At 72.3% G+C, this 21,787-nt stretch carries 17 protein-coding genes; 5 read left to right on the forward strand and 12 right to left on the reverse strand.

Annotated features, from left to right (window positions below; translation table 11 throughout):
* Positions 1-15: 15 nt before the first annotated feature.
* Entirely contained in the window at positions 16-432 is a 417-nt protein-coding gene (locus tag SVTN_RS28660; protein WP_052499338.1) for a pyridoxamine 5'-phosphate oxidase family protein, read from the forward strand.
* A gap of 79 nt (positions 433-511) precedes the next feature.
* On the opposite strand, the gene SVTN_RS28665 is transcribed toward SVTN_RS28660, so the two are convergent.
* The gene (locus SVTN_RS28665; protein WP_041131698.1) at positions 512-1,012 is read right to left on the reverse strand and encodes a nuclear transport factor 2 family protein; all 501 of its coding nucleotides are present in this window, start codon (positions 1,010-1,012) and stop codon (positions 512-514) included.
* 165 nt (positions 1,013-1,177) lie between these two features.
* On the opposite strand from SVTN_RS28665, the gene SVTN_RS28670 reads away from it, so the two are divergent.
* Positions 1,178-2,626 carry an FAD-dependent monooxygenase gene (locus SVTN_RS28670; protein WP_483855332.1) on the forward strand — a complete coding sequence of 483 codons (1,449 nt, stop codon included), beginning with the start codon at positions 1,178-1,180 and terminating at the stop codon, positions 2,624-2,626.
* 49 nt (positions 2,627-2,675) lie between these two features.
* Entirely contained in the window at positions 2,676-3,371 is a 696-nt protein-coding gene (locus SVTN_RS28675; RefSeq protein ID WP_041131700.1) for an antibiotic biosynthesis monooxygenase family protein, read from the forward strand.
* 167 nt (positions 3,372-3,538) lie between these two features.
* On the opposite strand, the gene SVTN_RS28680 is transcribed toward SVTN_RS28675, so the two are convergent.
* Entirely contained in the window at positions 3,539-4,138 is a 600-nt protein-coding gene (locus SVTN_RS28680; RefSeq protein WP_078908536.1) for a TetR/AcrR family transcriptional regulator, read from the reverse strand.
* 604 nt (positions 4,139-4,742) lie between these two features.
* On the opposite strand from SVTN_RS28680, the gene SVTN_RS28685 reads away from it, so the two are divergent.
* Together SVTN_RS28685 and SVTN_RS28690 are read left to right on the forward strand one after the other, a co-directional pair.
* On the forward strand, positions 4,743-5,384 hold the full coding sequence (locus tag SVTN_RS28685) for a response regulator transcription factor (protein ID WP_041134322.1): 642 nt from the start codon (positions 4,743-4,745) through the stop codon (positions 5,382-5,384).
* A gap of 65 nt (positions 5,385-5,449) precedes the next feature.
* Positions 5,450-5,815 (forward strand): antibiotic biosynthesis monooxygenase family protein, encoded by a 366-nt coding sequence (locus SVTN_RS28690; RefSeq protein WP_063782287.1) that lies wholly within the window; start codon positions 5,450-5,452, stop codon positions 5,813-5,815.
* 105 nt (positions 5,816-5,920) lie between these two features.
* Here the strand turns inward: SVTN_RS28690 and SVTN_RS28695 are convergent, their stop codons facing one another.
* From SVTN_RS28695 to SVTN_RS42460, 10 genes are all read right to left on the reverse strand, one after another.
* Positions 5,921-7,048 (reverse strand): threonine aldolase family protein, encoded by a 1,128-nt coding sequence (locus SVTN_RS28695; RefSeq protein WP_063782288.1) that lies wholly within the window; start codon positions 7,046-7,048, stop codon positions 5,921-5,923.
* The gene (locus tag SVTN_RS28700; protein ID WP_041131703.1) at positions 7,041-8,102 is read right to left on the reverse strand and encodes a 2-oxoacid:ferredoxin oxidoreductase subunit beta; all 1,062 of its coding nucleotides are present in this window, start codon (positions 8,100-8,102) and stop codon (positions 7,041-7,043) included. Before SVTN_RS28700 ends, SVTN_RS28695 begins: the two co-directional genes overlap by 8 nt.
* On the reverse strand, positions 8,095-9,960 hold the full coding sequence (locus SVTN_RS28705) for a 2-oxoacid:acceptor oxidoreductase subunit alpha (protein WP_041131704.1): 1,866 nt from the start codon (positions 9,958-9,960) through the stop codon (positions 8,095-8,097). The genes SVTN_RS28700 and SVTN_RS28705 overlap by 8 nt, the downstream gene beginning before the upstream one ends.
* A 34-nt stretch (positions 9,961-9,994) precedes the next feature.
* On the reverse strand, positions 9,995-10,738 hold the full coding sequence (locus SVTN_RS28710; protein ID WP_052499340.1) for a 4'-phosphopantetheinyl transferase family protein: 744 nt from the start codon (positions 10,736-10,738) through the stop codon (positions 9,995-9,997).
* Entirely contained in the window at positions 10,731-13,586 is a 2,856-nt protein-coding gene (locus SVTN_RS42455) for a non-ribosomal peptide synthetase (RefSeq protein ID WP_041131705.1), read from the reverse strand. Before SVTN_RS42455 ends, SVTN_RS28710 begins: the two co-directional genes overlap by 8 nt.
* Positions 13,587-13,650: 64 nt before the next feature.
* Positions 13,651-14,475, reverse strand: a complete 825-nt coding sequence (locus SVTN_RS28720) for an SDR family oxidoreductase (RefSeq protein ID WP_041131706.1) — start codon at positions 14,473-14,475, stop codon at positions 13,651-13,653.
* A complete protein-coding gene (locus tag SVTN_RS28725) occupies positions 14,466-15,203 on the reverse strand; it encodes a thioesterase II family protein (RefSeq protein ID WP_041131707.1) in 738 nt (245 codons plus the stop codon). The genes SVTN_RS28720 and SVTN_RS28725 overlap by 10 nt, the downstream gene beginning before the upstream one ends.
* 1 nt (position 15,204) lies before the next feature.
* Positions 15,205-16,470 (reverse strand): cytochrome P450 family protein, encoded by a 1,266-nt coding sequence (locus tag SVTN_RS28730; RefSeq protein WP_041131708.1) that lies wholly within the window; start codon positions 16,468-16,470, stop codon positions 15,205-15,207.
* Complete coding sequence (locus SVTN_RS28735; protein ID WP_078908538.1) at positions 16,467-17,909, reverse strand: MFS transporter; 1,443 nt, start codon at positions 17,907-17,909, stop codon at positions 16,467-16,469. Before SVTN_RS28735 ends, SVTN_RS28730 begins: the two co-directional genes overlap by 4 nt.
* Complete coding sequence (locus SVTN_RS42460) at positions 17,906-21,787, reverse strand: type I polyketide synthase (RefSeq protein ID WP_052499341.1); 3,882 nt, start codon at positions 21,785-21,787, stop codon at positions 17,906-17,908. The genes SVTN_RS28735 and SVTN_RS42460 overlap by 4 nt, the downstream gene beginning before the upstream one ends.

Raw genomic sequence — 21,787 nt, forward strand, 5'->3', positions numbered from 1 at the left:
GAGAGGAACGACACGATGTCGCTGTCCGAAGGACGTACGAGTGCGCCGAAATTGACGCGATCGGTCGAGGCGTTCCTGGCCGAGCCGGGCCTCGCGACGCTGACGACCCTCCGGCCCGACGGCACCCCCCACGTGGTGGTCGTCCGGTTCACCTGGGACTCCGCGGCGGGCCTCGCCCGTGTCATGACGGTCGGCTCCTCCCGCAAGGCCCGGAACCTGATCGCCCAGCCGGGCAGCCGCGCCGCGCTGTGTCAGATGGAGGGCTTCCAGTGGGTCACCCTCGAAGGCACCGCCGTCGCCTCCGACGACCCCGTACGCGTGACCGAGGGCGCACGGCGCTACGCCGAGCGCTACTACCAGGCGCCGCCCAACCCGCCGGGCCGGGTGGTCCTGGAGATCGCGGTCGACCGGGTGATGTCGCTCAACTGCTGAACGCACCGCCTGTGCGCGGTGGTGCCGGGAGTACGGGAATCCCCGTCTCCCGGCACCACCGCGCAGGGGCCGCTCCTGGTCAGCCGGCGGGCGCCGGCGGCCGGCCGGTCGCCCAGATCAGGTGGAACGACAAGCGGGAGAGCCGCCAGCCGTCAGACGTACGGCGCGCCTCGCCCTCCACCGAGGTGCCGGTCGCGAAGGGTGCACGGGAAGCGTCGTCCGACGGTCCGCCGGACGGCAGATGGACGTGGGTCGAGATGAGATTGGCCCGCAGCGAGGCCCGGTCGTCACCGTCGAGAACGACGACGGCCGGCGAATTCAGATGCTGCGTCCGCTCGAATGCCGCCAGGGCGGCGCGGTGGTAATCGGCGAGACCGCCGATTCCCTCATGACGGCTGATCGGGAATTCGACGCACGCGTCCCGGGTGAACAGGCCGCGCGCCCATTCATCGTCGAGCTTGTCATGGTCAAGACCGATGAGATAGCGGTCGAGGAGCGTGCCGACCTCGGCGGCATCGGCAGCTCCCGCGGTGAACGGCCCCTCAGGGGTGCCGGATCGACTGAAATGGCTTGTGGTCATATTCGAGTTTTGCTGAGCGCGCGGCCGCAGGCCAACCCCGCCTGTAGCTGATCTGACGTATCTGTCAAATCTCTGTAGCGGCGTCTCTTTACCCCACGAGATGACCCGGGCAACACTGGAGAAACCCCAGCCGGAAGAGGGCAGATGGAAAACTTCAATGCGGACGTGATCATCGTAGGCGGCGGCCCCACGGGGCTCATGCTGGCAGGAGAACTGGGTCTCAACGGGGTGTCGTCGATTGTTCTGGAGCGGCTCACTGAGCCGATTCGGCAGTCACGTGCCCTCGGCTTCTCGGCGCGCACCATCGAGGAATTCGACCAGCGCGGACTGCTGTCGCGACTCGGCGATGTTCAGGTCATTCCCGTCGGTCATTTCGGCGGGGTCCCCCTCGACTACCGCGTGGTCGAGGGAGGTTCGTACGGAGCGCGCGGAATACCCCAGTCGCGCACCGAGGCCATGCTGGGCGGGTGGGCCGCGGAACAGGGCGCCGAGGTGCGCCGCGGCCACACGGTCACCGGACTCGACAGCGACGACCAGGGCGTCACCGTGGCGTTCGACACCGCCGAGGGGCCGAGCAGCCTGCGCGCCCGCTACGTGGTGGGCTGCGACGGCGGCCGCAGCACCGTCCGGCGGCTGGCCGGCATCGACTTCCCCGGCACCGACGCGGCCATCGAACTGCGCCTCGCCGACGTGTCCGGCGTCCAGCTGCGGCCGCGCTTCAGCGGCGAGCGGGTGCCGGGCGGGATGGTCATGGTGCTGCCGCTCGGCCCGGACCACAACCGCATCGTCTACTACGACCGCGCCGAACCGCTGCGCGAGAGCCGGGAGCCGCTCGCCTTCGACGAGGTCGCCGAGGCCTTCGAGCGGCTGACCGGCGAGGACATCCACGAGGCCAAGCCCCTGTGGGTCAGCTCGACCACCGACGCCAGCCGCCAGGCCGCCGAGTACCGGCGCGGGCGCGTGTTCCTGGCCGGCGACGCGGCGCACATCCACCTCCCCATCGGTGCCCAGGGGATGAGCGCGGGCGTCCAGGACGCGGTCAACCTCGGCTGGAAGCTCGCCCTCGACATCAAGGGCAAGGCCCCCGAGGGGCTGCTCGACACGTACCACAGCGAGCGGCACCCGGTCGGCGCCCGCATCCTGGCCAACACCCTCGCCCAGCGCTTCCTCTACCTCGGAGGAGACGAGATCAAGCCGCTGCTCGACGTGTTCACCGAGCTGACGGCGTACGAGGACGTCCAGCGCCACCTCGTCGGGATGGTCACCGGCCTGGACATCCGCCACGAGGTCGGCCCCGGCGACCACCCGCTGCTCGGCCGGCGCCTGGACAACCAGGAGGTGGTGCTCAAGGACAGGAAGACCACCAACTTCGAGCTGCTGCACCCCGGCCGCGGCGTGCTGTTCGACCTCGCGGACGACCCCGAGCTGCGTCGTATCGGCGCGGGCTGGGCGGACCGGGTGGACACGGTCACCGCCGACCGCCACAACTGCGACATCCCGCTGGACGGCTTCCTGGTCCGCCCCGACGGATACGTCGCCTGGGTCTCCACCGCGGGCTCCCGCGAGCAGGGGCTCACCGACGCCCTCGCCCGCTGGTTCGGCCCGGCCGCCTGAGAACCGACTCCCTTTCCGCCAGTTCCCTCCTGAAACGGAAGAGCATCCCATGCCCAACATCGCCACCGAAGACCGTCACCTGACCGTCCTCAACCTGTTCAGCACGGACGCGGCCGAGAAGCAGACGCGCCTGCTCGGAGCGATGCGGGAGATCGTCGACGCCGCGGCCTACCCCGGCTGGATCTCCAGCACCGTGCACAGCGGCCAGGACAGGTTCGGCACCGCCAACTTCATCCAGTGGCGCAGCGGCGAGGACCTGGAGAAGCGCTACGCGGGCGACGAGTTCCAGCACCGCACGTGGCCGCTCTTCTCCGAGATCACCACGTCGATCCGGCTGCTGCAGACCGAGATCGCCTTCGCCCAGCGGCACCCCTCGCTGGGCGGTGTCACGGAGATCTCGCCCGACCGGGACGACTACACGGTCATCGAGGTCTTCCTGGTGGCGGACGAGAACCAGGCCGACCTGGTCGAGGCCCTGGGCCAGGACCAGGAGTGGCTGGTCGACGTGGAGGGCTACCGCTCCCACAGCGTGCTGCGCGGCCTCGCGGCACGCGGGGTCGAGGGCGCCTTCGTCGTCGCCTACTCGCAGTGGAACGACAAGGAGTCGTACGACGCGTTCCGGGCGGTACCGACCGCCGAGCAGCCGGCCGCCCGGCAGAAGGCGCAGGCCCGCGTCGACTCCCTCGCGACCTCCAGCGACTGGAACTCGTACCGCGTGGTCCACACGCGGTCCGCGGGCAAGTAACCGGCGCGCCGGCGGCGGGACTTCCCGCTCGGCCCGGCGGACGGACGCACGACAGAAAGACGCGGACACGTGAAGACGCGCACACGTAAAGGCGCGGACACGTGAAGACGCGGGCATGGAAAGACCGGACCCCGACAAGGCTTCTCTTGTCGGGGTCCGGCCGTGCGTCAGGACGAACGCAGTCCGTCGAGCACGATGTCGATGTAGCGACGCCAGTCGCCGGTGCGGCGGTGCACGATCGCGGTGAGGCCGCAGGTGATCGCCAGGATGTCGGCGCCCGCGAGGTCCGGCCGCATGGTGCCGGCCGCCTGGCCCTTCCCGACGAGGTCCATCAGCTCGGCCTCGAGGTCGGCCCGCATCTCGCTCGGCGGCCCCTCGGAGCCGAGGGTGCCCTCGACGACGCTGGCGAACCCGCGGTCCCGGGCCTCCACCTCGCCGATGTGCGTCAGCAACAGGTGCAGCGCCTCGAGCGGTGCGTCCTGGGCCGTCTCGCGGCAGGAGGTGCGGTAGTACTCCACGATCTCGCCGAACCGCTGCTGCGCGGCCGCCTCGATCATGGCTTCCTTCGTGGGGAAGTGGCGGTAGAGCGTGCCGATGCCGACGCCGGCACGGTGGGCCACCTCGTCCATCGAGACGCTGTCCCCTCCCTCGGCGAAGAGCGCCCGTGCGGCGGCCAGCACCTTGGCGCGGTTGCGCTCGGCATCCGCGCGGCGCGGCCGGGGAGCGTCGTCGGGCCTGGACGGCGACATTGAAGCGGAGCTAGTCATGCGGAATCTCCTTCCACTTAAACCATACGTGGTCCGGCGCGCCCCGAGGAGGCTCGGGGCGGCGGCACCGACGGGCGGCGCCCCGCCGACGGGTCCGGCTCTCGAGTCCGCCGTGGGGTCTGCTGTCGAGTCCGCCGTCGGGTCCGTCGGCGTGATCCGGGTGGGCGGTCCCACAGAATTCAACTTCTTCGAATGAGCGGTGATGCCAGTCACATGCGACGTCAGTCACATGTACTGAATATGACACTCGGGTCGTTCTGCATGGATCTTCTGAAAGCGCCAGGCCGCCCTGCCGCGAGGTGTGTCAATTCTTTGAAAAGTCCTCCAAGGAGAGGCAAAGTCAGTGACAGGGAATGTCGCCGGAAGCCCCTGCTTTTACGAAACCGCAACAACCTCTTCATCCTGGGGGTCCGTGGAACTCGAACCGATGCATGTAGGTTCTTTATCGATATCTGGTTCGAGTCATGAAGTGGGTCAACCGGACGGGGGAGATGTGAATCACGGTTCGCTGGGGATGCTTTCAGAGCCTCGCATGATAGAGGGGAGTGTGCCGGAGCAGACGCGAAGGACGGCTGGAATGTCCGACTGTTGGCGCATTCTTGTCGTGGACGACGATTCCGCCGGCGCGGAGTCCTTAGTCTGCCGACTGCGCCGGCACGGCCATCAGGCGATCAGTACGGCCAAGGGCAGCACCGCCCTGGAGGCGCACGACGATGTCGACCTGGTCCTGCTGGACCTCGAACTTCCCGACCTGGACGGCCTGGAGGTCTGCCGGGCCATCCGCGCGGTGAGCAGCGTCCCGATCATCGTCGTCACCGCCCGCGAGTCCGAACTCGACTGTGTGCTGGGTCTCCAGGCCGGCGCGGACGACTATGTGGTCAAGCCCTACGGCTTCCGGGAGCTGATGGCGCGCATGGAGGCCGTCATGCGTCGCACGCGCTCCGCCCAGTGGCCCACGGCCAGGGAGATACTGCACGGCCCGCTCCGGATAGACCTGGACTCCCGCGAGGTCAGCGTGGACGGCCGCAGGGTCGAGACCACCCGCAAGGAATTCGACCTGCTGCGGCTTCTCGCCTCCCATCCGGGAGCCGTCGTTCCGCGCAAGCGAATCCTCCAGCAGGTGTGGGGGGATTCATGGTCACGTCGCACCATCGACACGCATGTCAGCAGCTTGCGCGGCAAACTCGGCGGAAGTGGCTGGATCATCACCGTCCGCGGAGTCGGATTCAAACTCGGAGACGGATGAATTCTTGCCTCCCTGCACATGGGGCGAGAGAAACCGAACAGCGGAAACGGAAACGAGGATTCAGCATGAGTAATCCATTCCCCGTGATCGACGCGCTCATCGACGAGCCCGTCACCCTGATCAACGCCTTCACCGTGCCGGTGGACGAGGCCGAGCGGTTCCTGCACCGGTGGAAGGACAACGCCCGCATCATGGCCCGGCAGCCGGGGTTTCTCCAGGCCCGGATGTACCGCTCCCTGGTCGACGACGTGGAGCTGCGCTTCATCAACGTGGCCGAGTGGGAGTCCGGGAAGGCCCTGGACGCGGCGCGCGCCAACCCTGAGTTCCGCGCGTCGGCGCTGCGGATCGTCGACGACCCCGACCTGCACGTCACTCCGCGGCCGGTCGTCTACCAGGTCGCCCTCGAGGTGCAGCCGGGCGACCTGTTGTGACCCAGGGCTGAGCCCGGCAACCGTCCCACCAGCGTGGTCGGTTGCCGGGCCGGGCAGGGCCGGAGCGGTTCGGTCGGAAGCGCCTTGGCCCGACGGGACGGGACCTCAGTCCCGTACGCAGTGGTGCCGCGACCTGTCACGCGGGCGCGGACGGCGCTCGGCCGCCGGCGCGGCGGCGGAGCACCGACGGATCGACGCCAGGAGCCGGTCGACATCGGCGGTGGAGTGCGAGAACGAGGTCACGAAGCGCACGACCCCCGGCTCCCAGCGGTCGTGGTAGAAGGCGTACCCCTCCGCGAGGAGCTCCTCGACGACCGGCCGGGCGAGCGCGCAGAAGACCATGTTCATCTCCGGCTCGCTGCCGAGCTCGACGCCCGGCATCCCCTTCAGGCCGTCCCAGAGCCGGGACGCCAGGGCGTTCGCCCGGCCGGCATTGCGCAGCCACAGGCCGTCGGACAGATAGGCGTCGAGCTGTGCGGCGTGGAAGCGGGCCTTCGCGGGAAGCTGTCCGGCACGCTTGACGCGGGCGGCGAGCTCGACGGAGGCGGAGGGGTGGAAGGAGATGACCGCATCGGCGGTCATCGTCCCGTTCTTCGTGGTGCCGAACGACAGCACGTCGATCCCGGCCTTCCAGCTCATCTCGGCCGGACTGGCCCCGAAACGGCTCAGGGCATTGGCGAACCGCGCCCCGTCCATGTGCACCCCGAGGCCGGCGGACTTGGCGTGCAGGCTCAGTACGCGGATCTCCTCCAGCGTGTAGGCGCCACCGCTCTCCGTGCCCTGGCTGATGCTCAGCACCGAGGGCCGCATGCCGTGCACGTCACCGGCGCGACGCCGCAGCTCGTGCTGCAGGGAATCGGGGTCGATCTTGCCCCCGGCACCGGGGACGGCGACGAGCTTGGAGCCGCCCGTGAAGAACTCGGCGGCCCCGCATTCGTCGTTGTCGATGTGGCTGTCGGGGTGGCACAGGATGCTCCCCCACGGGCGCGAAAGAGACGACAGCGCAAGGCCGTTGGCGGCGGTACCGGAAGAGACCAGGAAGACGTCCACATCCCGCTCGAAGACCTCCCCGAGGCGGCGACGGACGGAGTCGGTGAAGGAATCCGCGCCGTACGGCATGGCGTGGCCCGCCGCAGCCGCCGTGACCGCTTCCAGGACCTCCGGAGACGCGCCGAAGGTGTTGTCGCTCAGGAAGTTCCGGCCGGCGACGTCGGCGGGGTGCGTGTCACTCATCCCGTGTCCAGGTGTCGTTGCCGGTGAGCAGCTGGCCCAGGTCGCCCTTCCCGTACCGCTCCACCGCCGTCTCCAGCTGGTCGGCCATCAGGGTGTCGTAGACCGGGCGGTCGACCGAGCGGAAGACGCCGATGGGGGTCTGGTGCAGGGTGTCCGGGTCGGCGAGGCGGGAGAGCGCGAACGCGGTGGTGGGGGTGGCGGCGTGGGCGTCGTGGACGAGGATCCGCGACTCGTTGTCGGGGGTGACGGTGACGACCTTCAGGTCGCCGGTGGCGGGGTCGCGGACGACGCCCTTGGCGTTGTCGGTGCCGAAGCGGATGGGCCGGCCGTGTTCGAGGCGGATGACCGCCTCCTGGGCCTGGTCCTTGTCCTTGAGGGCCTCGAAGGCGCCGTCGTTGAAGATGTTGCAGTTCTGGTAGATCTCCACCAGGGCGGTGCCGTTGTGTGCGGAGGCCTGGCGGAGCACCTCGGTGAGGTGCTTGCGGTCGGAGTCGACGGTGCGGGCCACGAAGGACGCCTCCGCGCCCAGCGCGAGGGAGACGGGGTTGAAGGGGGCGTCGAGGGAGCCCATCGGCGTGGATTTGGTGATCTTGCCGAGCTCGCTGGTGGGGGAGTACTGGCCCTTGGTGAGGCCGTAGATCCGGTTGTTGAAGAGCAGGATCTTGAGGTTGACGTTGCGGCGCAGGGCGTGGATGAGGTGGTTGCCGCCGATGGACAGGGCGTCGCCGTCGCCGGTGACGACCCAGACGGACAGGTCGCGGCGGGAGGTGGCCAGGCCGGTGGCGATGGCGGGGGCGCGGCCGTGGATGGAGTGCATCCCGTAGGTGTTCATGTAGTACGGGAAGCGGGAGGAGCAGCCGATGCCGGAGACGAAGACGATGTTCTCGCGTGCCAGGCCGAGCTCGGGCATGAAGCCCTGCACGGCGGCCAGGACCGCGTAGTCACCGCAGCCGGGGCACCAGCGGACCTCCTGGTCGGACTTGAAGTCCTTCATGGACTGGGCGGCCTCGGCCTTGGGGACCAGGTGCAGGAGCGGCTCGGTGGGCTCAGGCATCGATGGCCTCCTTGAGGGCGGCGGCGAGCTGTTCGGCCTTGAACGGCATGCCGTTGACCTGGGTGTGGCTGCGGGCGTCGACCAGGTACGTCGCCCGGACGAGGGTGGCCAGCTGGCCGAGGTTCATCTCGGGGATGACGACCTTCTCGTACCGCTTCAGGATCTCGCCGAGGTTTGTCGGGAAGGGGTTGAGGTGGCGCAGGTGGGCCTGGGCGATGGGCCCGCCCTCCCGGCGGATGCGGCGCACCGCGGCGGTGATCGGCCCGTAGGTGGAGCCCCAGCCCAGCACGAGAGTGGTGGCGCCGTCGGGGTCGTCGACCTCCAGGTCCGGCACGGCGATGTTGTCGATCTTGGCCTGGCGGGTGCGGACCATGAACTCGTGGTTGGCCGGGTCGTACGAGATGTTGCCGGTGCCGTCCTGCTTCTCGATGCCGCCGATGCGGTGCTCCAGGCCCGGGGTGCCGGGCACCGCCCACGGCCGGGCCAGGGTCTCCGGGTCGCGCTTGTAGGGCCAGAACACCTCGGTGCCATCGTCCAGGGTGTGGTTCGGGCCGGTGGCGAAGGGGGTCGTCAGGTCGGGCAGCTCCTCGACGTCCGGGATCCGCCACGGCTCGGAGCCGTTCGCCAGATAGCCGTCCGACAGCAGGAACACGGGCGTGCGGTAGGTCAGCGCGATCCGGGCGGCCTCCAGCGCCGCGTCGAAGCAGTCCGCCGGCGTCTTCGGGGCCACGACCGGCACCGGCGCCTCGCCGTTGCGGCCGTACATGGCCTGCAGCAGATCGGCCTGCTCCGTCTTCGTCGGCAGACCGGTGGAGGGTCCGCCGCGCTGGATGTCGACGATCAGCAGCGGCAGCTCCAGCGACACCGCCAGCCCGATCGTCTCGGACTTGAGCGCCACACCGGGTCCGGACGTCGTCGTCACCGCAAGCGAACCACCGAAGGCGGCGCCGAGCGCGGCGCCGATGCCGGCGATCTCGTCCTCGGCCTGGAAGGTCCGCACGCCGAAGTTCTTGTGCTTGGACAGCTCGTGCAGGATGTCCGAGGCCGGGGTGATGGGGTAGGAGCCCAGGTAGAGCGGCAGGTCGGCCTGCCGGCTCGCGGCGATCAGGCCGTACGAGAGAGCCAGGTTCCCGGAGATGTTGCGGTAGGTGCCGGTGGGGAAGGCGCGGGTGGCGGGGGCGACCTCGTAGGAGACGGCGAAGTCCTCGGTGGTCTCGCCGAAGTTCCAGCCGGCCCTAAAGGCGACGATGTTGGCCTCGGCGATCTCGGGCTTCTTGGCGAACTTGGTGCGCAGGAAGGTCTCGGTGGCCTCGGTGGGGCGGTGGTACATCCAGGACAGCAGCCCGAGCGCGAACATGTTCTTGGAGCGTTCGGCCTCCTTGCGGGACAGGCCGAAGTCCTTCAGCGCCTCCAGGGTGAGGGTCGTCAGCGGCACGGGGTGGACCCGGTAGCCGTCCAGCGAGCCGTCTTCGAGGGGGGAGGTGGCGTAGCCGACCTTGGCCATGGCGCGTTTGGCGAATTCGTCGGTGTTGACGATGATCTCGCCGCCGCGGGGTACGTCGGCGATGTTGGCCTTGAGGGCGGCGGGGTTCATGGCGACCAGGACGTTGGGGGCGTCGCCGGGGGTCAGGATGTCGTGGTCGGCGAAGTGGAGCTGGAAGGAGGAGACGCCCGGCAGGGTTCCGGCGGGGGCGCGGATCTCGGCGGGGAAGTTGGGCAGGGTGGAGAGGTCGTTCCCGAAGGATGCCGTCTCCGAGGTGAAGCGGTCGCCCGTGAGCTGCATGCCGTCGCCGGAGTCACCCGCGAAACGGATGACCACCCGGTCGAGTCTGTGGATCTCTTTGCCGAGGACCGGCATCAGGGAATCTCCTTATGGGGGGAGGCGGAGGGGGTCAGCTCGCCGTGGCGAGGACGACAGCGGCCGCGAACGAGGGGGTGGGTGCGGCCAGGTCGTGGAAGGTGAAGTCCTGTATCGCGGCGGGGACTTCGGACACTCCGACGTACGGGTCGGTGACCCCGTACGCGAGTCCCGCCCCCGTCGCCTTCAGGTACGCCTCCTTGCGCGTCCACACCCGGGCCAGGGCCCCGGGGCGGTCCGCGTCCGGCAGCGCGCGCAGGGCGTGCTGCTCGCGCGGGTGCAGGGCGGGCAGCAGCTCTTCGGTGATGTCCGGCCGGGGGACGCCTTCGACGTCGGCGCCCACCGTGACCCCCGATACGGCGATCAGGGCGAGCCCGCCGCTGTGCGAGAGCGAGAAGTGGGGGCCGCCGCCGGCCAGGGCGGGCCGTCCGTGGGGCTCGCCGCAGCAGGGGCAGTCCTCGCGTACCAGGCTCACCGACTCGGGTGCGAGTCCGGTGTACCCGCTCAGGACCAGGCGGAGGCCGATGTGCGCGGCCCGGTAGCGGTGCCGGTCGCCGGGGCGGCGCAGCCGGGCGGAGCGCTCGCGTTCCGCCGTGCTCAGCGGCGCCCGCTCGGCCGCCACCGGGTGGCCGCCCACGACCTCCCGGTCCGTGTCCAGCCACCACAGGGCCACGTCCCCGCCCCGTGGGGGCGGGCCCGGCTCCGGGGGCGTGTCGTCGAGCGCGTGGTACTGGAAGGGGGCACACGCGGGCGAGGGGGCGTGTGCGAGCTCAGGCATCGGCGCCGGTCCCGGCGAGCTCGCGGATGGTGGGCGTGCGGAACAGGTCCCGCAGCGGTACGGCCGGCAGTCCGCGGTTGCGCAGTGCGGCGCTGATCCGTACCGCGAGCAGGGAGTTGCCGCCGAGCTCGAAGAAGTCGTCGTCGAGTCCGACCGGGGTGCCCAGTACGGTCGACCAGATGTCCTGGAGCACCGCGGCGGTTCCCTGCTCCCCGGTGGAGGCCGGTGCGGGGGCGGGAACGGTGCGGGCGGGTTCCGGCAGCCGGGCGGCGTCGAGCTTGCCGTTGGTGGTCAGCGGCAGGGAGTCGAGCGCGGTGACGGTCGCGGGGAGCATGTAGCCGGGCAGGACGGTCGCGGCTCGCTTGCGCACGCCGACGGTGTCCAGGTCCGCAGGGACGACGTAGGCGTCGAGGCGGGCGGTGGCGGGGTCGTCCGGGTTCTCGCGGCGCACGATCACGGCCGCCGCGCGGACGTCCGGGTCCTCCAGGAGGACGGAACGGATCTCGTCGAGCTCGATGCGGAAGCCGCGGATCTTCACCTGGCTGTCGATGCGTCCCAGGTGTTCCAGGGTGCCGTCGGGGCGCAGCCGGCCGAGGTCGCCGCTGTGGTACCGGCGGCCGTCCCGGTCGGCTGCCACCCCGTCGGCCGTGAACCCGTCGGCCGCGAACCCGTCGGCCGCGAACCCGTCGGCCGCGAACCGGTCGGCCGCGAACGGGTCGGCGGTGAACCGGGCGGCGGTGAACCCGTCGGCCGCGAACCGGTCGGCCGCGAACGGGTCGGCGGTGAACCGGGCGGCGGTGAGCTCGGGTTGGCCGAGGTAGCCGAGGGCCACGCCCGCGCCGCCGACGAGGATCTCTCCGGTGACGCCGGGCGGGACGAGCCGGCCGCGCGCGTCCGTCACGTACAGGTGCCAGCCGGGCAGCGCCGGACCGACGGACTTCGAGCCGGCGAGGGCCAGCTCCCGGGTCAGGGTCTGCGCGGTGACGTGCACGGTGGTCTCGGTGATGCCGAACATGTTGACCATGCGGCACTCGTCCTCCGGGTGCCGGTCGAACCAGCGCAGCAGCATGCGGGCGTCCAGCGGCTCGCCGCCGAAGACGACCAGCCGGACGGCGAGCCGGGCGTGGTCGGTCTCCAGGAGCTGGGAGAAGGCGGAGGGCGTCTGGCTGAGGACGGTGACCCGCTCGCGCTCCAGCAGGTCGCGGAACTCCCCGGGTTCGCGGGAGACGAGGTACGGCACGACGACGAGCCGTCCTCCGGTCAGCAGGCAGCCCCAGATCTCCCAGACGGAGAAGTCGAACGCGCCGGAGTGGAAGAAGGTCCACACGTCGGCCGGGCCGAGACCGTACTCGTCGCGGGTCGCGTCGATGAGCGCGACGACGTTGCGGTGCGGCACGACGACGCCCTTGGGGCGGCCGGTGGAGCCCGAGGTGTAGATGACGTACGCCGGGTCGTCGGGGCCCGCGGCGCCCGCCGGTTCGGCGAGGCCGGGCGCGTCGCCCGAGGCGAGCAGGTCGTCGGGAGCGACGGGGGTGCCCGCCTCGGCGGGGTACTCCGCGAGCCGGGTGATCGCCAGGTCGAGGCCGGCGTCCCGCGCCGTGTGGGCGAGCCGGTCGGCCGGGTAGGCCGGGTCCGTGGGCACGTACGCCGCACCCGCCTTCAGTACGCCGAGCATGGCCACCACGAGTTCGGCGGTCCGCTCCAGGCAGATGCCGACCCGGTCGCCCGGGGTCACCCCGTGCGCCACCAGGCCCCGGGCCAGCCGGTCGGCCTGCCGGTCGAGTTCGCGGTAGGTGAGGGACGTCGTCCCGTCGTCGACCGCCGGGGCGTCCGGGCGGGCGGCGGCCACCCGCGCGAAGGCGTCGACGAGCCGCTCCGGTACGCCGGTCAGGGCGCCGTCCGGCCGGCCGAGGGCCGCCACCCGCTCGCGCTCGGCGGCGTCGAGGAGCTCGACGTCGTCGGTGGGGATCTCCGGGGTCTCGGCGAACTGGCGCAGGACGTGGGCCAGGTGGCGCAGGAACCCCTCGACGGTCTCGGGAGCGAGGTGGCTGCGGCGGAACGCGGCCCAGAGCCTGCTGCCGGTCGGCTCCCCGCCCTCCTCCGCCGCCTCGGACGGCAGCACGGCGAGGGTCAGCGGGAACGGCGGAGCGAGGCAGGGCAGGTACTCGCCCGCGTACTTCTCCGTGTTCGCGGCCGGGGCCGCGGGCTCGATCAGACCCGCGGTCACCGGGTGCTCCGACGGCACCGGTACGGCGGCACGCAGCGCGGCGAGCGAGGCGTCGCCGGGGAGCGCGTGGGCGAGGGCGCCGCGCCGGTCACTGGCGACGGTGACGACACCGGTGGCGCCGTGCCCCTCGTAGCGGTGCATGGTCAGGGCGAGGGCGGCGAGCAGCACGGCCGGGTCCGCCGTACCCGGCAGGTCGTCGGACAGGTCGTGGGAGCGGGTCTCCCAGGCGGTGGCGGAGCGGGCCCCGCCACCCCAGTCCGGTGCCGGGGCCGCGGCGGGTGCGCGAACGGACGAGCCGGACAGGGGACCGGGATCCGCCCCCGTGACCAGCGCCCCCGCCAGGCCGTCGAGACCGGCCCGGTCGAGCACCGCGCGGTCGGCGACCACGACCAGGTCCGCGAGACCGTCCCGGTAGCGCAGCAGGACGCACCGCACGGCAGCCGTCGGCCGGTTCAGCTCGGCGTTCCACCGGCGGCGGGCCTCCGGCTCGCCCGAGCCGGCCGCGACCTCCTCCACCCACAGCCGCCACGGGCCCGCCGCGCCCAGCCGGGCGGTCAGTTCGGCGTCGCTCACCGAACCGCTCAGCCGGACCCGTACGGCATGGCACTGCTCACCCTCCATGGGGCGTCCTCCTTCTCTCTCACACACGTCACAACTGCCGGCCACGGGCCGGTCCCGCGCCGCCTCAGCGCGCGGTGAACCCGCCGTCCACGGTCAGCACGGATCCGGTCACCTGCCGGGCGTCGTCCGAGAGGAGGTAGACCACGGCGGCGGCCACGTCCTCGGGCTCGATCAGGGCGTTCATGGGCTGCGCCTCGGTGAACGTCTGCTCGTGCTCGCCCACCTGCACCTCCAGGGCGCGGGCGATCTCGGCGAGCATCCGGCCCTCGGCGGTGGCGTCGTCCCGCACCGAGCCGGGGCACACGGCGTTGACCCGCACCTTGGTGGGCGCGTAGTCGAGGGCCGCGGCCTTCGTCAGCCCGATCAGGCCGTGCTTGGCGGCGACGTAGCCGGCGAAGTGCCGGTAGCCGACCAGTCCGGCCGTCGAGGAGACGTTGACGACGGAGCCGGAGCGGCGGGCGCTCATCGCCCCGGCGACCGCACGGATGACCCGGTAGGCGCCCGAGAGGTCGACGTCGATCATCAGCGCCCACTCGTCCTCGCGGATCTCGTGCACCGGCCTGCCCGAAGGCGCCGCGATCCCCGCGTTGTTGACGACGCCGTCGATCCTGCCGAACCGGTCCTCGGCGAGGGCCACGGCGGCCTCCACCGACGACAGGTCGCGGACGTCGCAGGCGGCGGTGAGCACGGCGACGCCGTGCTTGCGGCACAGCGCGGCGGTGTGCTCCAGCTGGCCGCGGGTGCCCAGCGGGTACGGCACGCCGTCGAGGTCGTCGCACAGGTCCAGGAGCGCGAGGTCGGCGCCCTCGGCGGCGCAGGCGAGGGCGGTGGCCCGGCCGAGACCCCGGGCCGCGCCGGTGATCAGGACGGTCTTGCCGGTCAGACGCACAGTTCCTCCGCCGCCCGGTCCAGGTTCGCGGCGAGGATCCGGAGCAGCTCCGGCGCCGACTCGGCCAGGTACATGTGGCCGCCGTCCAGCTCCACGGCCCGGAACCCGGCGTCCGTGGTGCGCGCCCACGCCTCGGCCTCCGTGCGGCTGACGAGGGTGTCGGCGCTGCCGCGCAGGCTGGTCACGGGGACCGGAAGCGGCCGGTCGTCGGCCGGCAGGTAGGACTCGTGCATCTCGACGTCGGCGCGGAGCGTGGGCAGGATCAGCTCGCGCATCTCGGGGTCCTGGAGGGCCTCGTCGGTGTAGCCGGCGAACTCGCTCACGCGGGCCAGGAAGGCGTCGTCGTCGAGGCCGGTGGCGTGAGCGCTCCGGGGCTCGGCCGGGTGCGGGGAGCCGCTGGCGAAGAGGTGGACGACCGTCACGTCCGCGGTCGCGGTGAGCCGGCGGGTCAGCTCGTACGCGAGGACCGCGCCGAGGCTGTGGCCGAACAGGGCGACGCGGTGCGCCCCCGGGGTGTCGCCGAGCGCGGCGAGCAGGTCGGTGCGCAGCCCTTCGGCGGCGGCGGACGCGTCGCGGTAGGGCTCCTCGTCGATGAGGCGCTCCCGGCCCGGCAGCTGGAGCGGCAGGACGTCGATGCCGAGGGGCTCGGCGACGCGCTGCCAGGGCCGGTAGAAGGAGGCGCCGGCACCCGCGAAGGGCAGGCAGACGAGCGTGGTGCGGTCGGTCATGTCAGTTCCCCTCGGGGGCGTCGGCGGCGCGGCGGACGTCGTAGGTGACGGGCAGCTTCACGAGTCCGCGGCTGGTGGAGTTGTCGAAGAGCCACTCGATCTCCTCCTCGGGCACGGCCAGGCGCAGGCCCGGCAGGCGGCGCAGCAGGGTCGTGAAGGCGATCTGGCCCTCGACCCGGGAGAGCGGCGCGCCGACGCAGAAGTGGGGGCCCTGCCCGAAGGCGAGATGGCGGTTGGCGGTGCGGGTGATGTCCAGCTCGTCGGGGTTCTCGAAGGCCTCGGGGTCCCGGTTGGCGGAGCCCATCAGCAGGTGGACGAAGCTCTCCTTGGGGATGGGGCAGCCGCCGAGCTCCATGTCCTCGGCGGCGACGCGGAGGGTGCCGCGGTAGACCGGGGACTCGAAGCGCAGGAACTCCTCGATGGCCGACTCGGCCAGCTCCGGCCGGCTGCGCAGGAGTTCGAGCTGGTCGGGGTGGGTGAGCAGGGCGTGGACGCCGTTGCCTATGAGGTTGGCGGTGGTCTTGTGCCCGGCGATGATCAGCAGGACGAGGGTGGAGATCAGCTCGTCGTTGGTGAAGCGGCCCTCCTCGTCGGCGGCCCGCACCAGGATGCTGACCAGGTCCTCGCCGAGGTCCGCGCGCCGGTCGGCGAGCAGGTCGGTCAGGTAGCGCTCGATGTTCTCGCTGGCGTCCTTGAGCTTCTCGTTGGACTCGGCGTCGGGGTACGGGGCGCCGCTGAGCCAGTTGCCCCAGGTGTGCAGCTGAGGCCGGTCCTCGACCGGGACGCCGAGGAACTCGCAGATGACGCGCATCGGCAGCGAGAAGGCGAACTCCGTCAGGTTCACCTCGCCGTGCTCGGGGAAGGCGTCGATGAGCTCGTCGGTGATCTCCTGGATGCGCGGGCGCAGCACCTCCATCCGACGAGGCACGAAGGCGCGGCTGACGAGCTTGCGCAGCCGGGTGTGCTCCGGCGGGTCGGCGGTCAGCATGTTGCGCACCAGGACCGGGCTGGAGTCCTTGACGAGGTCGCGGAACCAGGCGGGGGCGTTGTCGACCTTCTTGGACAGGCGCGGGTCGCTGAAGGCCTTGAGCGCGGTCGCGTAGTCGGCGACCACGTAACCCTCGCCTCCCACCGGGTAGTTGATGGCGTGGACCGGGCAACCGGTGGCACGCAGCTTGGCGTTGCCCGTGTGGAGGTCGTTGCCCTCGGGGGCGGTGAAGAACTCGGGGGGAAGCTGCTCGGCGGTGCGGGGGAGTTCGGTGGTCATCGGGTCTCTCCTTCGTTGTCCGCGGATGCCTTGTCGGTGGATGCCTTGGCGGTGGACGCCTTGTCGGCGGGCGTCGTGTCGGCGGACACGGTGTCCGCGTACGTCTCCGGGGGCGCGAGGTTGCGGATGCGCGGGCTGAGGGTGGGCAGGGCGGCCAGTCCCGAGACGACGGCCATGACGGTGAACACCCAGACCGGGCCGGCCTGGTCGAAGATGGTGCCGATGGCGAACACGCCGACGGGGGCGGCGATCATCGACATGAACATCACGGCGCCGAGGACCCGGCCCTGCGCCTTGTCCGGGACCATCGCCGCGAGGTAGGCGAGGAACAGGGCGCTGGTGATGGGCCCGCGCAGGAACACGCAGGCGACGATGATGCCGAGCGGGACGAGCCCGGAGACGTTGGCGAGCAGCACGGCGGCCACCGGGCCGATCCACGCGGCGGTCAGGAAGAGCTTGGCCGGTGCGACCCTCTTGATGACCGGGCCCGCGATGAGCGAGCCGACCAGACCGCCGACGCCGGCGATGGACAGCAGCATGCCGGTGAAGCCCGCGGAGGCGCCCCGGCTCTCGGCGGTGGCGATGAGTGCGAGGAAGACGCCGGAGTGGGTGAACGCCATGTTCGAGCCCATGATCCAGACGATCAGCAGCCGCAGGACCGGCTGGCGCGCCAGGATCCGGAAGCCCTCGGCCGTGTTGCGCTTCTCCCCGGGGGCGAGCTGCTCCACCTTCATCGGCTTGCGGATGAACAGCAGCAGGACCGTGGAGACGAGGAAACCGACGGCCGCGCTCAGGAACGGGAAGGCGCGCGCCACGCCGAAGAGGGTGCCGCCGACGGGCGGGCCGCCCATGGTCGCGGCGAAGTAGCGGATCTGGTTCTGGGCGGTGGCCTGGGTGAGCTGGGACGGCGGGACGAGCTGCTTGATCGCGGCGAGACCGGTCGGGTTGGAGATGCCGAGACAGGCGGCCGAGCCCACGGCGACGGTGAAGATGAGGGCGGGGTGGGTCTGGCCGGCGAGGATCAGCACGCCGAAGAGGCCGAGCAGGACGACCCGGACCACATTGCAGATGATCATCAGCAGTCGGCGGTCCATCCGGTCGGCGAGCGTGCCGCCGGGGATGGAGAGCAGGCTGGCGGTGATGAGCTGGGCCGATCCGACCGCGCCGGCGTAGAAGGCGGAGCCGGTGGACGACAGGATGAGCAGGGGGTACGCGACCTCCGCGGTCTCCTTCGCGAGCGCGGCGAACGCCTCGCTGGTCCACAGCGCCTGGAAGTCGAGGTTCTTCAGGAGCGGCTTCTCCGGCTGCTCCGCCGTCTCCGCCGTCTCCGGCGTCTCCGGCTTCTCCGTCTGCCCCGGCTCCTTCCGAAGCTCCGGGCGCTCCTCTTCCTTCCGCTCCTCGTCAGCCGCACTGTCGGGCGGTGTCTGTGAGACCGTCATGAGTCCTTCCTCTCCTTGTGTTCCGCGGCCCGGGGGACCGTCTTGAGTGCCTCGTCGATGCGCGAGGCCAGCTCGTCGACGTGCGGGGACCGCAGCATCGACCAGTGGTCGCCGGGGACCGGGACCACGCGCAGACCCGCCGGGTACAGCCCCGCGAGACGCCGGCCGAGGTGGGCGGCCGTGCCCGGGCCCGCCTCCGCCTTGAAGAGCACGGCGGGGCACGTCACCGGGCCCGGCCGGTGGGCCAGCAGGGCGGCCTGGCCGGCGAGGAACCGGCGGCGCGCCTCCGGGTCGGCACGGAGCGCCCCGGCGGCCGGCCCGACCCCGAGCAGGGTGTCGAGGCCCGCCCGTACCCCGCCGAGCAGGAAGTCCGGGGCCGTGGCGACGGGCAGCGGGCGGGTGTCGGGCACGTAGCCGTCGAGGCCGAACAGCAGGTCCACCGTCCGCCCCCGGCGGATGAGCAGCCGCGCGGTCTCGTGCGCGACCACGGCGCCGAAGGACCAGCCGCCGAGGGTGTACGGACCTTCCGGCTGGGCGCTCAGCAGGGTCCGGGCGTGGGCGGCGGCCAGGGCACGGATGCCGCCGCCGCGGGGCACGGGCCGCTCCAGGGCCAGCACCGGACGGTCGCCCGCGGGGGAGAGGCGCGCGGCCAGCTCCCGGTAGGGCAGGGCGTTGCCGAGGGCGTCCGCGACGAGGAAGACGGGACGTCCGGTGCCCTCCCGCAGGGTGGCCACTCCGGGCGGCGGCGCGTCGTGGACGGGGCCGTCCTCGCCGGGCAGCCGCCGGTCGACGAGCTCGACGAGTCCGGCGAAGGTGCCCTTCAGGGAGAAGTCGGTGACGGAGACCTCCGCGCCGAGGCGTTCGCGGACGGCGTTGGTGAGCGCGAGGGCGAGCAGCGACTCGCCGCCGAGCGTGAAGAAGTCGTCCCCGTCGGCCACGGCGGCGACGCCGAGGGTCTGGCACCACACCTCTTCGAGGACGGCCCGCCGGGGGCGGCGCCCGGCGTCCGGGCGCCCGGGGACCGGGGCCGGGCTCCGCCCCTCGTGCGGCGCCTTCGCCTTCACCGTCGCCGGGTCCTCGCCCAGGAACGGGTGCGCGGGCAGCGAGCAGTGCGCGGGCCGGTCCTCGGGGTCGGCGTACCGCGCCTCGAGGACCGTCTCCAGGGCGCGGTCGACGCCGAGCTCCCACAGGGCGCCGATCGCGTCGAGGAGCCCGGTCTCGGCGTCGGCCCGCCCGCCGGGGGCGAGCCGTACGGTCCGGTGGCCGGGGGCCCAGCCGGGGGCGGTCCGCAGCGAGCCGGTCATCGAGCCGCCGGGGCCCAGTTCGAGGTAGGTGGTGCAGCCGGCGGCCAGCAGGGTGGCGGTGCCGGTGTCGAGCCGGACCGGCTCGCGCAGGTGCGCCGCCCAGTAGCCGGGTTCGGCCGCGGCCCCGGGATCGGCCCAGTCGCCGGTGGTGTTGGAGATGTACGGCAGCCGTGGCGGGCGGGCGGGCATCGACGACAGATGGTCCCGCACCGCCTCGGCTGCCGAGTTCATGGCCGGCGAGTGGAAGGCCCGCCGGGTGTGGACGGGGGTGACGCGCAGTCCGTTCAGCGCGTCCCCCGCGAGGAGGGAGTCCATGGCGGCCTCGGGGCCCGAGAGCACCGCCGAGCCGTTGCCGCGCACCGCGACGGTGACGGCCGCGTCCGCGGGCAGCCGGGCCTCGACCTCGGCCGGGTCGGCCTCGACCAGGGCCATCCGGCCGGGGGAGGCGTCGCGCATCGCGACGGCCCGGCGGTGGACCAGTCCGACGGCGTCCGGCAGGCTCCAGGTCCCGGCGAGGGCCGCGGCGGCGTACTCGCCGATGCTGTTGCCGAGCATGGCGTGCGGGGTGACGCCCCACGCGGCCAGCTGGCGCCCGAAGGAGAGGCCCAGGGCGAAGAGGCCGAGCTGTTGGTGGACGGTGTCGGCGTACCAGTCGTCGGCGTCCGGGCCGGCGGACGCCGGGACGATCACGGGGCCGAGGTCCACGCCGCACCGCTCGTCCGCGAGCGTGCGGATCTCGTCGAAGGCGGAGCGGAACTCCGGCAGCAGGCGGTACGCGGCCTCGCCCGCGGCGCTCTTGAGCGTGCCCTGGCCCGGGAAGAGGAAGGCCACCTTGCCCAGTCGCCGCGGCTCGCCGGCCGCGGCGGTCGCCGCGCGCAAGGCCTCGGGGGCCCGGGCCGCGTCGCGCACGACCACGGCCTGCCGGTGCCGATGCACCCGACGCCCGGCCAACGTCCGTGCGACGGCGCCGAGTTCCGGTTCCCCGGCTCCGGGGGCGGGCGTGTCGAGGTCCGGTGCCTCGGCTCCGTGCCCGGTCGCCCCTGCCGACGCGTCGAGTTCCTGGGCGGAGGCCGCGGTCTCCCGTGCCTCCACCACAGTGGCGAAATGTTCCGAGGCCGCGGTCTCCCGCGCCTCCACCACCGCGGCGAAATGATCCGCCAGCGCCTCGCCCAGGCCCGCCAGGGCCCGCGGGCTCTGCGCCGACAGCGCCAGCAGCTCCGGCCCGGCGGTCCGCGGGCCGGCGGGCCGGCGGCGGACGGCCGGTGCCTCGGTCAGTACCGCGTGCGCGTTGGTGCCGCCCACGCCGAACGAGCTGACCGCGCCGGCCCGCAGCTCCTGCCCCGCGCCGAGCTCCCAGGGCTCGAAGCGCTCCGTCACCCGGAACGGCGAACGCTCCAGTTCGAGCAGCGGGTTGGGGGCCGTGTAGTGCGCGGTCGGGTAGATCTCGCGGTGCTCCAGCATGAGCGCCGTCTTGATCAGGCCCGTGACCCCGGCGGCCGCGCCGGTGTGCCCGACGTGGCCCTTGACGGCGCCGAGCGCGCACCAGCCGGTCTCCCCGCTCGCCGCCCCGAAGACCTCGGTGAGCGCCTGGACCTCGATGGGGTCGCCCAGTTGCGTGGCGGTGCCGTGCGCCTCCACGTGCCCGATGGCGGTGGGGGCGAGGCCCGCGGCGTCCAGGGCCGCGCGGATGACCTCGCTCTGGCCGGTGGCGGAGGGCGCGGTGAAGGCCATCTTGTCCGCGCCGTCGTTGTTGACCGCCGTACCCGCGATGACGGCCGCGATCCGGTCGCCGTCGCGTACGGCGTCGGCGAGCCGCTTGAGCACGACCACGCCCACGCCCTCGCTGGGCACCGTACCCCCGGACCGGACGTCGAACGGGCGGCAGTGCCCGTCCTGCGCGAGGATCCCGCCGGGCTCGAAGAGGTAGCCCCACTCGCCGTCCGGCATCACGGTGACGCCGCCCGCGAGGGCCGCGTCGCACTCGCCGCCCACCAGTGCCCGCACCGCGAGGTGGACGGCGGTGAGCGAGGTGGAGCAGGCGGTCTGCACGGTGAGGGCGGGGCCGCGCAGGCCGAGCTTGTAGGCCACGCGGGTGGCGACGAAGTCCTTCTCGCGCCCGATGTGCCGCGCCAGTTCGCCCAGCCCGTCGTCGTCGCGGCCCGGCCCCGAGCGGTCGGCGCCCGCGTAGACGCCGATCCGGCCCGGGAACCGTACGGGGTCGAGGCCGGCGTCGTCGACGGCCGTGGCCGCGCACTCCAGGAAGACCCGCTGCTGCGGGTCCATCGCCGCGGCCTCCGCCCGGCTGTACCGGAAGAAGGACCAGTCGAAGCGGCGGGAGTCCTCGATGACGCCCATGGCCGGTACGAAGTTCTCCCGGCCCGCGTACGCGGGGTCCACCCCGGACCGGAGCAGCTCCTCGCGGCCGGGCCGGCTGATGCCGTCCCGGCCGGCCCGCAGCATGGCCCGGAAGGCGCGGACGTCACGCGCGCCGGGCAGCCGGCAGGCCATGCCGACGACGGCGACGGCGCCGTCGTCGAGAGGCACCGGGGTGCCCTCGGCAAGGGTGAGGGACAT

Origin of the sequence: Streptomyces vietnamensis, assembly GCF_000830005.1 — a bacterium.
Lineage (GTDB): Bacteria > Actinomycetota > Actinomycetes > Streptomycetales > Streptomycetaceae > Streptomyces > Streptomyces vietnamensis.

Bases quoted from the DNA above. Each gene is read 5' to 3' on its own strand.
- SVTN_RS28660 (WP_052499338.1), top strand. From the start codon at position 16: ATGTCGCTGTCCGAAGGACGTACGAGTGCGCCGAAATTGACGCGATCG.
- SVTN_RS28665 (WP_041131698.1), bottom strand. From the start codon at position 1,012: ATGACCACAAGCCATTTCAGTCGATCCGGCACCCCTGAGGGGCCGTTC.
- SVTN_RS28675 (WP_041131700.1), top strand. From the start codon at position 2,676: ATGCCCAACATCGCCACCGAAGACCGTCACCTGACCGTCCTCAACCTG.
- SVTN_RS28680 (WP_078908536.1), bottom strand. From the start codon at position 4,138: ATGACTAGCTCCGCTTCAATGTCGCCGTCCAGGCCCGACGACGCTCCC.
- SVTN_RS28690 (WP_063782287.1), top strand. From the start codon at position 5,450: ATGAGTAATCCATTCCCCGTGATCGACGCGCTCATCGACGAGCCCGTC.
- SVTN_RS28695 (WP_063782288.1), bottom strand. From the start codon at position 7,048: ATGAGTGACACGCACCCCGCCGACGTCGCCGGCCGGAACTTCCTGAGC.
- SVTN_RS28700 (WP_041131703.1), bottom strand. From the start codon at position 8,102: ATGCCTGAGCCCACCGAGCCGCTCCTGCACCTGGTCCCCAAGGCCGAG.
- SVTN_RS28705 (WP_041131704.1), bottom strand. From the start codon at position 9,960: ATGCCGGTCCTCGGCAAAGAGATCCACAGACTCGACCGGGTGGTCATC.
- SVTN_RS28710 (WP_052499340.1), bottom strand. From the start codon at position 10,738: ATGCCTGAGCTCGCACACGCCCCCTCGCCCGCGTGTGCCCCCTTCCAG.
- SVTN_RS42455 (WP_041131705.1), bottom strand. From the start codon at position 13,586: ATGGAGGGTGAGCAGTGCCATGCCGTACGGGTCCGGCTGAGCGGTTCG.
- SVTN_RS28725 (WP_041131707.1), bottom strand. From the start codon at position 15,203: ATGACCGACCGCACCACGCTCGTCTGCCTGCCCTTCGCGGGTGCCGGC.
- SVTN_RS28730 (WP_041131708.1), bottom strand. From the start codon at position 16,470: ATGACCACCGAACTCCCCCGCACCGCCGAGCAGCTTCCCCCCGAGTTC.
- SVTN_RS28735 (WP_078908538.1), bottom strand. From the start codon at position 17,909: ATGACGGTCTCACAGACACCGCCCGACAGTGCGGCTGACGAGGAGCGG.
- SVTN_RS42460 (WP_052499341.1), bottom strand. From the start codon at position 21,787: ATGTCCCTCACCCTTGCCGAGGGCACCCCGGTGCCTCTCGACGACGGC.